This is a genomic window from Thioalkalivibrio sp. ALD1 (assembly GCF_000381245.1).
In the GTDB taxonomy this organism is placed as follows: Bacteria; Pseudomonadota; Gammaproteobacteria; order Ectothiorhodospirales; family Ectothiorhodospiraceae; genus Thioalkalivibrio.
Window position 1 is genome coordinate 1 of sequence record NZ_KB906245.1, and the last position, 15,292, is coordinate 15,292.

General features: G+C 60.5%; 12 protein-coding genes. 7 read left to right on the top strand and 5 right to left on the bottom strand.

The genetic code is table 11. From position 1 onward, the window contains the following. Positions 1-18: 18 nt before the first annotated feature. Complete coding sequence (locus F623_RS0109805; protein WP_018862131.1) at positions 19-1,011, bottom strand: IS110 family transposase; 993 nt, start codon at positions 1,009-1,011, stop codon at positions 19-21. A 613-nt stretch (positions 1,012-1,624) separates the two neighbouring features. On the opposite strand from F623_RS0109805, the gene F623_RS0109810 reads away from it, so the two are divergent. The 5 genes from F623_RS0109810 (at position 1,625) to F623_RS0109830 (ending at position 7,442) form a co-directional block, all read left to right on the top strand. Continuing rightward, the gene (locus F623_RS0109810) at positions 1,625-2,032 is read left to right on the top strand and encodes a pilin (RefSeq protein ID WP_018868623.1); all 408 of its coding nucleotides are present in this window, start codon (positions 1,625-1,627) and stop codon (positions 2,030-2,032) included. Between the two features lie 76 nt (positions 2,033-2,108). After that, a complete protein-coding gene (locus F623_RS0109815) occupies positions 2,109-4,073 on the top strand; it encodes a M48 family metallopeptidase (protein ID WP_018868622.1) in 1,965 nt (654 codons plus the stop codon). A gap of 33 nt (positions 4,074-4,106) precedes the next feature. Beyond that, a complete protein-coding gene (locus tag F623_RS0109820) occupies positions 4,107-5,003 on the top strand; it encodes a glycosyltransferase family 2 protein (RefSeq protein WP_026279393.1) in 897 nt (298 codons plus the stop codon). After that, complete coding sequence (locus tag F623_RS0109825; RefSeq protein WP_018868620.1) at positions 4,987-6,261, top strand: glycosyltransferase; 1,275 nt, start codon at positions 4,987-4,989, stop codon at positions 6,259-6,261. The genes F623_RS0109820 and F623_RS0109825 overlap by 17 nt, the downstream gene beginning before the upstream one ends. Further along, complete coding sequence (locus F623_RS0109830; RefSeq protein WP_018868619.1) at positions 6,258-7,442, top strand: CDP-glycerol glycerophosphotransferase family protein; 1,185 nt, start codon at positions 6,258-6,260, stop codon at positions 7,440-7,442. Before F623_RS0109825 ends, F623_RS0109830 begins: the two co-directional genes overlap by 4 nt. Here the strand turns inward: F623_RS0109830 and F623_RS0109835 are convergent. Both F623_RS0109835 and F623_RS0109840 read right to left on the bottom strand, forming a co-directional pair. Further along, positions 7,432-7,818, bottom strand: coding sequence for an adenylyltransferase/cytidyltransferase family protein (locus tag F623_RS0109835; RefSeq protein WP_231367710.1), 387 nt, complete (start codon positions 7,816-7,818; stop codon positions 7,432-7,434). The two genes, F623_RS0109830 and F623_RS0109835, sit on opposite strands and share 11 nt — an antisense overlap. A gap of 20 nt (positions 7,819-7,838) precedes the next feature. Beyond that, positions 7,839-8,831, bottom strand: coding sequence for a glycosyltransferase family 2 protein (locus tag F623_RS0109840; RefSeq protein WP_369772113.1), 993 nt, complete (start codon positions 8,829-8,831; stop codon positions 7,839-7,841). Positions 8,832-9,029: 198 nt separating this feature from the next. Between F623_RS0109840 and F623_RS13430 the strand changes: the two genes are divergently transcribed. Beyond that, positions 9,030-10,109 carry a stealth family protein gene (locus F623_RS13430; protein WP_155984201.1) on the top strand — a complete coding sequence of 360 codons (1,080 nt, stop codon included), beginning with the start codon at positions 9,030-9,032 and terminating at the stop codon, positions 10,107-10,109. Positions 10,110-10,459: 350 nt separating this feature from the next. Here F623_RS13430 and F623_RS0109855 read toward each other — a convergent pair whose 3' ends face one another. After that, complete coding sequence (locus F623_RS0109855) at positions 10,460-11,710, bottom strand: polysaccharide biosynthesis C-terminal domain-containing protein (protein WP_019572177.1); 1,251 nt, start codon at positions 11,708-11,710, stop codon at positions 10,460-10,462. 715 nt (positions 11,711-12,425) lie between these two features. Here F623_RS0109855 and F623_RS0109860 point away from each other — a divergent pair. Next, the gene (locus F623_RS0109860) at positions 12,426-13,268 is read left to right on the top strand and encodes an ion transporter (protein WP_018862384.1); all 843 of its coding nucleotides are present in this window, start codon (positions 12,426-12,428) and stop codon (positions 13,266-13,268) included. 203 nt (positions 13,269-13,471) lie between these two features. Here F623_RS0109860 and F623_RS0109865 read toward each other — a convergent pair whose 3' ends face one another. Continuing rightward, positions 13,472-15,157 carry a 2-isopropylmalate synthase gene (locus F623_RS0109865; protein WP_018868613.1) on the bottom strand — a complete coding sequence of 562 codons (1,686 nt, stop codon included), beginning with the start codon at positions 15,155-15,157 and terminating at the stop codon, positions 13,472-13,474. Between the last annotated feature and the right edge of the window lie 135 nt (positions 15,158-15,292).

Sequence of the window (15,292 nt, forward strand, 5' to 3'; positions counted from 1 at the left end):
CGTAGATACCGTCTTGCCCTATGAGGTGCAAGGCGTGTCATTTCGGGGTTGATACGGAGTTTGCGACTTGAGGACGCCGAAGGCGATGTGCAGGAGCTTGCGCATGGCTGCCCCGATCGCGGCCATCTTGGCCTTGCCCCGCCTCAGAAGACGGTGGTACTGGTGCCGTACGTCCGGGTTGTGGCGGCTGGCCACGACGGCGGCCATGTAGAGCGTTTTGCGCAGCCGCCCCGAGCCGGCCTTCGCCAGCCGCGGGGGTCGCTGGACCGAGGTCCCGGACTCCTGCAGGACCGGTACCAGTCCATGGAACGCCGCCGCCTGCCGAGCACTCGTGAACGCACGGCTGCGCAACGTCGCGGCCATCGACGCCGACAACACCCGGCCGATGCCGGGGATGCTCTCCAGCAAGGCCCGATCCCGCTTGAGATGATCATGCGCGTCGAAGTGATCATCGATCTGCTGCTGTAGCCGACGGTATTCCTCGCGCAGGGCTTGCAGCACGTTGTCGATCGACGCCTGGGCGAGGGTGTCCTCGCTGAACTGCGCCTTCTCCAGGCGATTCTCCTCGCGCCGGATGTCCTGCTCAAGGGCTTCCAGCCGGCTGAGCAGGCGTTTGAGCTCCCGCACCTCGGGCGGCTCAGGTTGCCAGCGCCGTGGCGCGCGCTCGATGCCGTAACGCGCCAGCATCATGCTGTCCTTGCGATCCGTCTTGTTGCGCACCCCCATGCCTTGGGCGTGGAAGCGCACCTGAGCCGGGTTCAGCACATAGACCCGAACCCCCTGCTCATGCAGCCAGTAGGCTAGCGGTTCGTGATAGATGCCGGTGGCTTCCAGATACACCTGAAGCGTCTCGGGCGCTTCACCCGTGTTGCGCTGCAGCCAGCGCAGCAACTCCGGGTACTGGTCCTGGCGGTTCGGGAATACCTTCGGCTTGACCTTGCCCGCCTCCAGATCCCGGACCCACATGCAGTCGAGCTTGTTCTTGCTGACATCAATGCCAATATGAGCCATCTCGTCCTCTCACCTTGTCCGTACAGCCTCACCCGCCCTTCACGGGGAGCTTGGATACCGTTCAAACTTCGAGATGAAAAAGGACTCGGGGGCCCATCTACGGCACAGGTTCGTGACCTCAGGATGCGATCGGGTTACCCCGAGTCCGGTGCGGTCCATGGTAGCGATCCGTGAACCGCAAGACACAAGGATGCGATGAGCTCCGCGAATCGCATCATCACACCTGCCCACAACCGGTGCGTTTCACCAGGCTCAACCCACCCTGCGAATCGCTTTGTCATCTCGGCTGCACCCCCGTCATCCCGGCCCCAGCGCAGCGAAGAGCCCGGATCTCCACCCCCAGCCGAAACCCCTGCCTGGCGCCATCCGCCCGGCACAACACCCCGCAAACCCCCAACACTGACAATGTGCGTCAGTTCACATGACAAAATTGGTCACATGCCCCCTGTCACAGAGTGACCAAAGCCGTCATACTCGGGGCATCAGGCAACCCATACCCGCCTGACTACGGGGCTTTTCGCGAAATCGGACGAGTTGGCACCCGCCTTGCATCCACTAGAACGTATGCCGCACGGCGGCACTCCGTCTTCCGTCACACACAGGGAGTAACACAATGCAGAAGAAAACCGCCCAACAGGGCTTCACCCTTATCGAACTGATGATCGTCATTGCGATCATCGGCATTCTAGCTGCCATCGCATTGCCGGCTTACCAGGATTACACCGCCCGTGCCCAAGCCTCCGAAGGGTTGAGTGTGACTTCAGGTGTACGAGCCGATTTCGCAGTTGCCCAATCCGAGGGAGAAGATTACAGCGCAGACGACCTCGGGAACCTTTCGGGCCGTTACGTCAGTACGGTCACTTACGCTGGCAGCCGTTTCACCGTCAACTTCGGCGACGGTCGGCTTGCTGGCGATAGCTTCGAACTATCCCCGCGCATTAGCAACAATCAGATTCAGGGATGGACCTGCCGTGGGACCAACATCGAAGACCGGTTCTTGCCCAGTGCCTGCCGTCCGTAAGACTTTACAATAAGGCCTTGATCGTGAACCGGGGTTGCCGTGCGGCGCGCGGCAACCCCTTTTTTATGACGCTTGCATGCTAATTTCCGTCTCCAAGGCACATCAGCTCGCTCCTACGGTCGCGTTAGCCACCGCACTGCTCGCGGTCGGAAGTCTCTATGCCCTAGCCTTGCCGGGCTACTGGCTATTCGACGACTGGCCTAACCTTGTGGGGTTAGACCATGTCGATGATTACCATTCGGCGCTGCGCTATATACTGTCCGGCGAGGCCGGCCCTCTGGGACGACCGGTCTCCCTGTTGACGTTCGCTCTACAGGCCGACGCCTGGGCTGAGAATCCCGAAACCATGCTTCGGGTCAACTTTGCAATCCATCTGCTGGCGATGGTCGCAGTATTCTTTCTCGCGAGCGGTCTCACCAAACTACGCCCGACCCTCTCTGTGGAGCGGGCCTTCTGGATCGGCGCACTGACCGCCGCCATCTGGGGCATAGCTCCTTTCCTGGCCACCACGCACCTTATGGTCATCCAGCGTATGACCAGCCTTTCTGGCCTCTTCGTCTTTGCCGGACTCGCGCTGTTCGTCTGGGCACATGTGCTGAACAACCGCACTGGACGATTTCTAAGCCTGATCGGCGGACTTGGCGTCGCCACGGCACTGGCCGCACTGTCAAAGGAGAATGGCGCGCTCTTGCCTCTCCTGGCACTGCTCATTCTTCTGGCCTGGATTCCCAGAGAGCGCTGGCTGCGCGGGCTATGGGAACGCTCGGTCATCGTCTGCCTCGCCGTAATCCCGAGCCTGTTTATCCTCGGGTATCTCGGTCTGGACCTGTTCGACACTCTGCGGGCCGGCGATTACGGGAACCGAAGGGAATTCACGGTGGCGGAACGTCTGATGAGCCAGCCCGTGATCCTGCTGGACTATCTCCGCCAACTACTCATACCACGCGCCATTGCGGCCACCCCTTTCATGGACCACATTCCCGCCTCGCGGGGTTTGCTGGACCCACCGATCACATTAGTCGCAATGGCCTTCTGGCTTGCGCTCGCGGGAGCCGCCATATGGCTGCGCCAAATCGCACCCTGGTTCCTCTTCGGACTCACCTTCTTCCTACTTGCCCACGTACTGGAGTCCACCTTTATTGGCTTGGAGCTGTATTTTGCTCATCGAAACTATGTCCCGGCCTTCGGGCTGTTTTTTGCGCTGGTCTACCTCGTCTTTACATTACCCGCCCAATACCTACGGGCTGGACTGATCGCCTTGATCGCCTACGCACTACTCAGCGCCATAGTCCTTTTTCAAGTAACCGCGAACTGGAATGATAAGAGAGTGAACGCGGAAATGTGGATTGATTACAACCCCCACTCTGTTCGAGGTACGCAACTTCTTGTCCAACAGCTCAACGCATCTGGCGAGCACATGGCGGCTCGAGAGTTACTGGAACGTATCGCCAAAAAGCGCCCCGAAATTGCGTTGTTGCAGATCCAGCGAACGAATAACTGTATCGGCGCAGTTGAAGAGTTTCCCAATATTCTGAATGAGGTACTGACCAAGCTAGCTTCGACTCCTCGCTACCGTCCCATTGGGCCTATCGAACTCCACAGACTATCGCAGAGCAAGGAGCCTTCGCCCCTCTGCCCCCCACGAGACCACGCGGTACTTATCAAACTCTCAAATGCGCTACTGGATAACCCAGCGTTTTCGGATAGGGACTTTTCCAAATCACAGCTCCTAATTGCACGCGCATTCGCTCAGGTTCACTTAGGGGAAAAGGCGAAAGCCGTGGAAGATTTCCACGAATCGGTTAGGCTCCATCCGGATCTCGAAATAGCTTTTCGCAGTTTATCTCTCCAAGCCAACCTGGGTGACTACGAAGGTGCTTTCGCGTTCTTGGAAGAGCTGGAAGCCAACGTACCGAATGACCCCTTGCGACATGTCGCTTGGCGAAGCAGGATTTCAGAGTTCCGCGGGATCCTGGAAACCTCGCGCGAGATCGATCGACAATCCGATGCACCCGGGGTTTTCGCACCCATCCCCGAATAGCAGGGCAGGCGCCCACACCAAAAGGAACGGCCGATGCCTGGATCACTTAGTGTCGTAATTCCGGCCCGTAATGAAGGACGGGCGATCGGGAGTGTTGTGCAGGGGGTGCGCGAGGTGCTGCCTGATGCAGAGGTCATCGTGGTCGATGATGGGTCCGTCGACAACACCGCGGCGACGGCCAAGGAAGCCGGCGCCAGAGTACTTGTGCAGCCTTACAGCATGGGCAACGGAGCCGCCATCAAACGCGGCGCGCGCTCGGCCGGAGGGGACATAATCGTATTTATGGACGGGGACGGGCAGCACAACCCGGACGATATCGGACGCCTTGTCGAGTGTCTTGAAAACGGTTTCGACATGGCGGTGGGGGCGCGACAGAAGGGCTCTCAGGCCAATGTGGGACGAGGCCTGGCTAACCAGTTTTACAATCGCCTGGCCAGCTACATGACGGGACAACACATCAAGGATCTGACCTCGGGCTTTCGCGCCGTACGGGCGCGGCTCTTCCGGGAGTTTCTCCACCTGCTACCCAATGGTTTCTCGTATCCAACCACGATCACGATGGCGTTCTTTCGCGCCGGGTACCCGGTTTCGTATGTGCCCATACACGCCGCCAGGCGGGTCGGCAAGAGCCACCTGAAGCCGATCCAGGACGGCATTCGCTTTCTGCTGATCATCTTCAAGGTCGGCACACTCTATTCGCCGCTCAAGCTGTTCGTTCCATTTAGTCTCGTCTTTTTCCTGGTTGGCCTTGGCTATTACTTGTTCACGTTCGTGACCATGGGCCGATTCACCAATATGAGCGCCCTTCTGCTTACAACATCCGTGGTGATCTTTCTGATCGGACTGGTTTCCGAACAGATCACCCAGCTCATTTACAAGGACGCGGTGGCGGAGGACGATCCGACCTCCACTGATGGCCGACACGACTGACACCCCAGCCAGCACGCACCGCACCCGCGTGCTGATGACGACCTCCACCCTCCCACGCTGGGAGGGCGACACCGAGCCGCGGTTCGTACTGGATCTTGCGCGCTCACTGGATGCGCAATGCGATGTCGAACTACTGGCCCCGCACGCACCGGGCGCCGCGCGCAGAGAAACGCTCGAGGGCGTCGCGGTCTCTCGATTCCGGTACTGGATCCCCGCCTGGCAGGCCGCTGCCTACGAGGGTGGGATGGTGCAGCGGCTGCGGCGCAGGCCCTGGCGCGTGCTCCAGCTCCCGATATTTTTGCTGTCTCAGACCCTTGCGATCGCACGTCGTCTGCGCAGAAAGTCGGATGTCGACTTGATACACGCGCACTGGATCGTCCCTCAGGGACTCGCCGCCATAATCGGTCGTGCGCTTGCGGGCAAGCCAGACGTTCCGATCCTCTGCACATCCCACGGTGGAGACCTCTTTGGGCTGCAGAAAGGCTGGATGCAGCGGCTGAAGCGATGGATCGTATCCCGCTGCGATGCCACCACGGTGGTCAGTGAGGCCATGGTCGCGCCCATGCAGACGCTTGGTTCCCGCCATCCGCCAGAAGTAATCCCCATGGGCACCGACTTGCAGGGCCTCTTCACGCCCGGGGGCAAAACCTCGACTCGGCGAGAACCGAATCACCTGATCTTCGTCGGGAGGCTGGTGGAAAAGAAGGGTGTGCACGTTCTGCTGGACGCCCTGGCGATGTTCGATGCCGACAAGCGGCCTGACCTCGACATCGTGGGGGAAGGGCCGCTGCGGCCAGCGCTGGAAGAGCGGGTGCGGAAACTCGGCATCGAACCCAGCGTGCGTTTTGTGGGTGCAATCCCCCACTCCAGGCTCCCCGAGTACTACCGCCGCGCCAGCGTGGCGGTGTTTCCGTTCGTCCAGGCCTCCGACGGCGACCAGGAAGGTTTCGGGCTGGTGATGGTAGAGGCGATGGGCTGTGGGTGTGCGGTTATCGCATCCGACCTGCCCGCCGTGCGCCAGGTCATTCCCACAACCGAACACGCGGTGCTCTCACCTCCGTTCGATCACCAGGCCCTTTTCGAACAGATTCGCCGCACCCTCGAAGACCCGGAGCACCGCGCCCAAATAGCGTTGCAGGGGCGCCGGTTCGTACTGGAACGGTTCGACCGGGACGTCACCCGTGACGCCTTCGCGTGCCTCTACCAAACGCTGGCGAGCCCTGGGACGAACAAAACCAGCCACAGTCCCGACAGATGAAGATCGACAAGCGCAACCCGGTCCACTGGATGCTACTCGGGTCGTCCGCGATCATGGCGGTTGCCGCCGTTCTACTCCGTCCTCTGTTACGCGAGCGCAAGCGGACGGATCGCGCGCGTCGAGTCCTGCTGTATGGGCACAAGCTGAACGGGAACCTGCTGGCCCTCTACAACGCGGTACGCAACGACGAACCCGGTTTGAAAATCCAGTTCCTGACACTGGACCCGGCGTATCACCGCAGCCTCAGATCCTCCGGGGTCGACAGTGTCCTTGCGATCACGCCCTCAGCCGCACTCGAACTGGCCCGGGCCGATGCCATCATCAGTGATCATGGACTGCACACGCTTCAGGTGCTGCTTGAGTGGACCGACATCCGCTTTTTCGATGTCTGGCACGGCATTCCCTTCAAAGGCTTCGACGCCGACGACTTTCGTGTCCAGCATCGCTATGACGAGATATGGGTGGCTTCTCCCCTGCACCGACAGCTTTACGTCGACCGGTTTGGATTCGACCCCAACCGGGTTGTAGCCACCGGCTATCCGCGAACCGACCGTCTTGTCGCTCCGGAATCGACCAACGCCGAAACCCGCCAACGCCTCGGCCTCCCGCCCTCGGGGCCGGTGATCCTGTTCGCGCCCACCTGGGCCCAGGACGATGCCCAGCGTGCGATCTATCCATTCGGGGAGACCGGAGACCGGTTTCTGAAGGGCCTGTCCGACGTCGCAGCGCGGCACAACGGTTGCGTGATCCTCCGCCCCCATCTCAATACCCGCGAACCGGTCACGGCCCAGCAACCACGTGTTCACACGCTCGCGTCCGACGCATACCCCGACACCGAAGAGATCCTTCAGGTCAGCGACATCCTGATCTGCGACTGGTCGTCCATCGCATTCGATTTTCTCCTGCTGCAACGACCTACGATCTTCCTCGAAACACCCGCGCCATTCCGCAAGGCCTTCTCACTGGGCCCGGAGTGGCGTTTCGGTCCGGTCGTGGACGACCTTCCCGCGTTGCTCGCAATCTTGGACACTGCCCTAGATGAGCCGGATCGATACTGGGAGGATTACAGACAAACCCACCAAAGTACGCTTGAACGCCTTTATCAGGGCTACGCCGACGGGCAGGCCAGTCAGCGCTGTATTGAGCGCCTGCAGAGCCGGATCGGGCCATCTACTTCCTGATCTTCTCGATCACGGCCGTCGTGGACACCGCGGGTGTCCGGGCAAAATAGACAACCTTGCAGATATCCGAAAACTCGTCGAACCGGCCTTTCCAGTCATCACCCATCGCCAGGACATCGGCTTCATTCTCGATCAGGTAGTCCCTTTTCTGCTCGAGCGACGCCTCGAAGAACACATCGTCCACACAGCGCAGCGCCGCTACCAGCCGCGCCCGCTCATCCTGCGAAAAGACCGGTGCGCGACCCTTCTTGGACTCATTCAGCGCATCGGTCGATACCCCGACGACAAGCCGATCTCCAAGCGCACGCGCGCGTTCCAGCAAACGCAAATGCCCCAGATGCAGCACGTCGAAGGTGCCAAACGTCACGACTGTCACAGGCCCGTGTTCCATACAAACTACCTTCTGCGTTCCATGCGGATCGGCGACTGGCGCAAGGACACCAGCCGATGCAAATGATAGTGGAGCCTGCGTACGAGGCGCTTCGGCAGTACGTGGAGCAACGCGGGTTGTTGCCTGATGAGGCTCAACGCGCGCCGCCAACGCCCCTGTCGGATATCCCTGGAGAACGCATACAGGGCTTCGTTCACCCGCAGTGCCTCGATCTTGCGATCGAACGCCCCGATCACGGGCTCGGGCCAGTTTGTCATCTCCCTGCAAGCTTCCAGGCACCGGCGCATCGCCGCATCATCGGAGAGCTGCGCCGTGATCGAACCTGGTGTAATCCGATAGTAGTAAAGTGGCTCGGGCCAATAGCGCAGCTGCGCGCCCGCCGCAGCGAGGCGTAACACAAATTCGGCATCTTCCCCGAAGATGCGGCTGCTGTGTCTAACGCCGCTCTCTCGGAGGAATCTCGCCGGTATGATTGGCTTGATCAGCAACCGATCCGAACGAATGTACTCTTCAAGCGCAATTTCTCTACTGACCTTCCCACGTGAACCGAAGGCACGCCATCCATGAAGCGCTCTCCACGGAACCATCCCACCCTCCGCGTCATGGCAGATTAAGAGATCGTCGAACACCAGAGCATGTCCCCCCCAAGCTTCTGCTCGCCACATAAGCTGTGAAAGCCGGTCCGGATGCCAAGCGTCGTCCGCATCGATCACAGCAATCCATGATCCCTTGCTCACGGCAATCGCTCGGTCTCGAGATCGGCCCGGCCCGATGTTCTGCTCGTTATGAATCAGCCGCACCCTCGGGTCTCGGACGCTAGACAACACGTCCCAAGTGCCATCAGTGGAACAGTCGTCACAGATGATCAACTCGATCGATTCCATCGTCTGTTCAAGTACGGAATGAACCGCCTGAACAACGGTGCTCTGCGCATTGTATGCGGGCATCACCACCGAGACCCTAGGTGGGCACATACCCCCGTGCGCTGTCCAAGCCATTCCTAGGCCTTTATCAACGGAACCATCACGCCAACCCCGGGGTCGCAACCTTCACGATGCACCGCCCCCAAGACCCAGAACCCCTTTCGCCATCCCTCCAAGCGTACCCCCATCATCCTCTCAATCTTCCTGAGGCAAATTCCACCTGCTATCCTTCCCAAATTGCCTTCCACCGCTCGGCCCTCCGAGGACGTACCCGTGCCACCGGCGCCGCACCAAACCAACAGCCCACTCAACAGCGAACCCATTGATGCGGTCATCACATGGGTCGATGGCAATGATCCACGCCACATCGCCAAGAAAAAGGCCGTGCTCGGCGAGAAAAGCCGGTTTTCCATGAGCGCTATCCCGGGTGGACGCAGCCGGACCAGATTTATGGACAACGGCGAGCTGGCCTTGTGCATATACTCAATCCGAAAGTTCGCACCGTGGTTTCGAACGATATATGTCGTTACAGATGATCAATGTCCTGACTTTCTGGACATCCGCACTCGGCAAAGACTGGCCGTACAAATCATCGACCACAAAACCATTTTTAGAAACCATGAATGGGCACTTCCTACGTTTAACTCCCGGACCATCGAGACTGCAATTCATTTGATACCGGGACTTTCAAGTCGATATGTATATTTCAATGACGATTTTGTGATCCTTCAACCAACCAACGCAGATGATTTTTTCAGTTCAAATGGAGTCGTATTGCGGGGAAAGTGGAAAAACATTCAGAAATTTGGCCCCCTTCGGTTATCAGTTAGCTCATTGGCCAACCATTTCGCCGAGCGTGTTCTCGGAATCAATAGGTCCATGCACATACTGCCTCAGTACCGCGCTGCAGAACTGGCCGGTCTGCGGGACCAATTCCTCGAGATACCACATGTGCCATATCCCGTGAAGAAGTCCTCTCTTGAGCAGTATTTCTCACGAAACCCGGACGTTTTCACCGAAAACATTCGGTACCGGTTTCGAGATATGAACCAGTTTGTCACAAACCCGCTCGCTGCATATTTGGAGATCGTCAGTGGAAGATATACTGTGTCACCTAGGGATGACTATCTGACAATCTGCTTTAACCGACATACTCCCAAGAAAATACGCGAGAAAACTGATTTGATTGAATCCGGAAATATACGATTTCTCTGCCTGCAAGGCCTTGAACAGGCTCCTCCTCCGGCCTTCCAACGCGTAAGGTCACTCCTAGATTCACTGGTTTTCGACCGCCCTACCGCGAACCCCTTGAGCCCTAATGACCAACGTTCGCCCGGCGGGCAATCTGGCTAATGAGCGGAAGGAAGACATCCGAACTTTTGCGCCCTTAGTCTCGCTGCGCAGTGCAACAGGTGGAGCCGTCAAAAGGCGCGACCGGAGAAGGACGAACCCCACACGAAGAGCCGGTGGTAAGAATGTCTTGAATCCTTCTGACACGTTAGACCACTTGCACTCATCCCGCGCATACGATCGCGGGGAATATCGATCACAACGCCCCCATCGGCGCGGGATTACAACTCGACCAGATGAACCTCGCCTCCTCGCAACCCCACCGGGCGGGAACCGCAAACCTGTACGCCCCGACGTTCGCCCATCCCAGGCACCCAGCATTCGCCATATTAATGAATTGTCCACTTCCCCCTCTAACCCGCGCTTTGCAGAGGAACCGTCCTGACGCCCAACGACCGGCTGACCGCCAGGGCCAGGACAGCATGGGCCGCCGCCAGGGTTACGGCGGTCGCCATGGCTGCTCCGAGCATCCCGAACGGCGGGATCAGCGCGAGATTTAGGACGATGTTGGTCACACTGGCGGCCACAAAAATTCGCAGTGAAATTCGCTCGTGGCCGGTCATTTTGAGGACCGTCGGGGCCAGCCCGAAAAAGGCCACGGCAATCTGACCCGCCGCCAGAACCAGAAGCGGCCCGATGGCCACGACGTAGTCTCCTCCAAAGACGATACGCAACAGCCATTCCCCCGCGAAGTAGAGCACGGCAAAGGCCGCAACTGCAGCAAGAAAACTCCATCGGGCCGCGCGGACGACCAGACGTTGCAGGCCTACTTGATCGTTCAGCGCATGCAGCCGGGCCACGCGGGGGCCGACCACCAGCGTAACGCCCACCAGCACGAAGATGATCAGCTCCGCCGCCTGCGCGGCAATGCGGTACTGTCCAACCTCGGCCGCTGTGGTGAGCACTCCCAGCAGGACGATGTCGGTGTACTTGATCAGCTGCTGCGCGCCCATCAGCAGCGCCAACGGGACCAGGGCCCGCCACCATTCACCGGGTACAGAGAAGGGCTGCACGTCCCGTGTTTCCGGGGCCCTGAGTCTATGGAACCAGAGCAGGCCAGCGAGCACCGCAACCGCCGTGGCGGCGGCGTTGATGCCTACGGCCAGGCCGGGCTCCAGTCGCGAAGCCAGCGCCAGGGCGCCCACCCCCAGAAGCAGCAGCCCCGGCTTGACCAGGGCTTCCAGCAGTATGCCCTTGACCGGTTCGCCAATGCCCCGCATCAGCGCGATACGCAGACTGTTGGCGACCAGCAAAGGGATCAAAACAATCCCGCCGAGGGCTGTCCAGTATTCCGTGGGCGACAGGCGTTCGCCCCATATGACGAGTGCCGCGATCAGCACACCGACGACCGCCAGAGTCGAGAGGGTCGAAACACGGAAGGCCCAACGCCAGAAGCCCCGTACCCGCGCCCAGTTCGCAACCGCATGGCCTGCAGCCGTCTCACGTACCGTCAACGTCCCCAGCCCGGCGTGCGCGGGAAGCACAACCAAAGACGCCACTGCGATTACAAAGCTGTAGATCCCGAACCCACTGGGCCCCAAGGAACGCGCCAGCACGACAGTCGCCGCCAATCCCAGTACGAGGCTGACGACCTTCAGCATCATCACAAGACTGGTCTGAGAGCCCAGACTATATAGCGATTGATCGCCCGATCTTCCCAATTCGTGGCTCCCCCACAGACGCCGCGTTGCGCGACATACCCCAACCAGGACCGCACGATCGAATGCGCCGGCAGCTGCTAGTTGCCCACGCCTAGGCGGCGATCATGCTTGTTCCTTCAAGCTCATTGTCGTTACGAAGGATAACGTTTACCGACGTATGGGGGCAGTTGGCGAGCCCCATTCGTCCTGTCGGTGCAATTGGGATTGGCGTTGCTCTTGCGCCTTACAGGGCGGAACGGGACTGGTCGCCAGCGGGGGCCTGACGAGGGGGCATCCAAAAGAAAGAGCCACCCGGGCTTCCGTTCCTGGGCGGCTCTAGTGAAGGCGTCCCTGCCTTCGCGGTTAAAAGTAGCACACCGTTTACCGATTTCTAGACTTATTCCGCGTTTTTTGCCGAACGGCGCCGTGTGAACGATGAACGGTGTTTTCTCCAAAAGATCAACGATCATTTCATTCGTTTTGGCAAATCCAATCAGTCACATGGCTTCGCTTTGTGCGGTCGGCGCAGGGGGCATTGCCACGCAAGGCCGGTCGATGATTGCCGCTGATTCGGGTTTCGCCTACTCTTTGGCGCCTTCCCCGCGTGGCGCCCGGCAGTCACACAGCCGCGCCGCCGCGGGAAGCTCCATTCGTAATCAATACCAGGCAACCAAGCACCATGAGCGAGCCCATCACGCTGCGCGGCCGTCTCGGCCAGTTCATCGAGGCGCGCCTGACCCAGCGCGCCATCATCGCAATCATCCTGCTGAATGCCGTGACGCTCGGACTGGAGACGTCCGACACCGTGATGGGCTGGATGGGGCCGGTGATCATCGCCGCAGACGTGACCATCCTGTCGATCTTCACCGCCGAGGTGCTGATCAAGCTGTTTGTCTATCGCCTCAGCTTCTGGCGCAACCCGTGGAACGTCTTTGATTTCCTCGTGGTGGCGATCGCCCTGGTCCCGGCCACCGGGCCGTTCCAGGTGTTGCGCGTGCTGCGACTGCTGCGCCTGGTGTCGATGGTGCCGAAACTGCGCTTTATCGTGGAGGCGCTGTTGAGGGCCATTCCCGGGATCATGTCGATCATGGGCCTGTTGATACTGATCTTCTACGTGTTCGCGATCATCGCGACCGGGCTTTTCAGCGACTCGTTTCCGCAAAAATTCGGGACGCTCGGGGCCTCGATGTACAGCCTGTTCCAGGTGATGACACTGGAAGGCTGGTCCGAAGACATCGCACGCCCGGTGATGGAGGTCTACCCCTGGGCCTGGGCGTTCTTCGTACCGTTCATCCTGATCGCCACGTTCACCGTGTTGAACCTGTTCATCGCGATTATCGTGGACGCGATGCAGCGCATGCATGACCGCGCGATGGAGATCGAGCAGCAGATGATCCACGACAGCGTGCACGAGGAGAACAAGGCGCTGCACTCGGAGATCCACGAGCTGCAGCAGGAGACGGTCAAGCTTCAGGAACGCCTGATCCGCATGCAGAGCATGCTGGAGAAACGGGTGAAGTGACGACCTGACGAATGGCGGCATGCGCACGGTTCGCGTGCGAGCACGCTCCCGCAGGGTCCGGAATGTCCTCCGGGCCCATGGAAATCCGTAGGATGCAATGAGCGCAGCGAATTGCATCAATGCCGCGCCGCCCCCCAGCGACCGGTGCGTTTCGCGAGGCTCAACGCACCCTACGAAGCCTCCGGTAGTCCGTGGTCGCTGGATCAGGCGTTGGCGGCGACCTGCTCGGCCGCGGGTTCGCCCAGACGGCGGCCGGTGGCGTTGAGTACGGCCTGCAGCGTGGCGGCGGTCGTGTCCTCGCCCAGGGCGACGCCGACGGAACGCTCGCCGTCGACCTGTACGTCCACCGCGGCCATGGCGCGCGCCTCGGTGCCCGCCTCCATCGCATGCTCGTCAAAGTGGTTCACCTTGACCTCCACGCCCCGGTCGGCCTTCATCGCGGCGGTCAGGGCCTCGACCGCGCCGTGGCCCTCGCCCTTCAGGCGTGACTCGCGTCCGGGCGGGCCCATGGTTGCGTCCAGCCGCACCACCGCGCCTTCCTTCTCGATTTCGTAGCGCACCAGATCCCAGCCGGCGACCGGCGTCAGGTAGTGCTGTTCGAACAGCCGGTGGATACGCTTCGAGGAGACCTCAACCTGGGTGGTCTCGGCGTCCTTCTGCACGATGCGGGCGAACTCGATCGCCAGCCAGCGCGGCAGCTCAATGCCGTAGTCGCGCTCCAGCACATGGGACACCCCGCCCTTGCCGGACTGGCTGTTGATGCGCACAACCTCTTCATAGCGCCGACCCAGATCGCTCGGGTCGATCGGCAGGTAGGGCACGTTCCAGTGGCCGCCCTTCTCCTTGTAGTGCGCCAGGCCCTTGCGGATCGCATCCTGATGGCTGCCGGAGAACGCGGTGTACACCAGCTCGCCGGCCCACGGGTGGCGCGGATGGATGGGCATGTCGGTGCACTCCTTGTACACGTCCATCAACCGTTCCATGTCGGACAGGTCGATGGTCGGGTCGATCCCCTGCGAGTACAGGTTCATCCCAACGGTGACCAGGTCCATGTTGCCGGTGCGCTCGCCGTTGCCGAACAGCGTGCCCTCCAGGCGATCAGCCCCGGCCAGCAGGCCCAGTTCGGCCGCGGCCACACCGGTGCCCCGGTCGTTGTGCGTGTGCAGCGACACGCAGAAGTGCTCGCGATACTGCACATGGTCGCAGAACCATTCGACCTGGTCGGCGAATACGTTCGGCGTGGCGGACTCGACCGTGGCCGGCAGGTTGATCACCACCTTCTGGCCCTGATCCGGGCGCCAGATCGCGTTTACTGCATCCACGACCTCGACCGCGTAGTCCAGCTCGGTGGTGGAAAAGCTTTCCGGCGAGTACTGGAAGATCCAGTCCGTCTGCGGGTATTTCGCCGCGTAGTCGCGCACCCAGCGCGCGCCGTTCTCGGCGATGCCGCGGATGCCGGCACGGTCCATGCGGAAGACCTGCTCGCGCTGCGCCGGGTTGGTGGAGTTGTACACGTGCACCACCGCGCGCGGCGCGCCCTCCAGCGCCGCGAAGGTCTTCTGGATCAGATCCTCGCGGGCCTGGGTCAGTACCTGGATATACACGCCCTCGGGGATACGGTCTTCCTCGATCAGGCGGCGGGTGAAGTCGTAGTCGATCTGCGAAGCGGAGGGAAAGCCGATCTCGATCTCGGTCAGGCCAATATCCACCAGCACCTCGAAGAAGCGCATCTTCTGCTCGACGCTCATCGGATGCACCAGCGCCTGGTTGCCGTCGCGCAGGTCCACCGCGCAGAAGCGCGGCGCAACCGTGGTGCACTTCGCCGGCCAGCGGCGATCCGCCTTGTCGATCGGCGGGAACGGGGCATATTTGGTGTGATCGAAGGCCATCTTGATTCTCTCCTGGGGCCGCAGCGTTCATCTGCGGCGATTCGTCCACTTGCACATTATCCTAACGAATTTATGCGGACAGAACCTTGCTTATTTCGCATGGAACCGGCTCATCGTGGTTCATTATTGCGTACG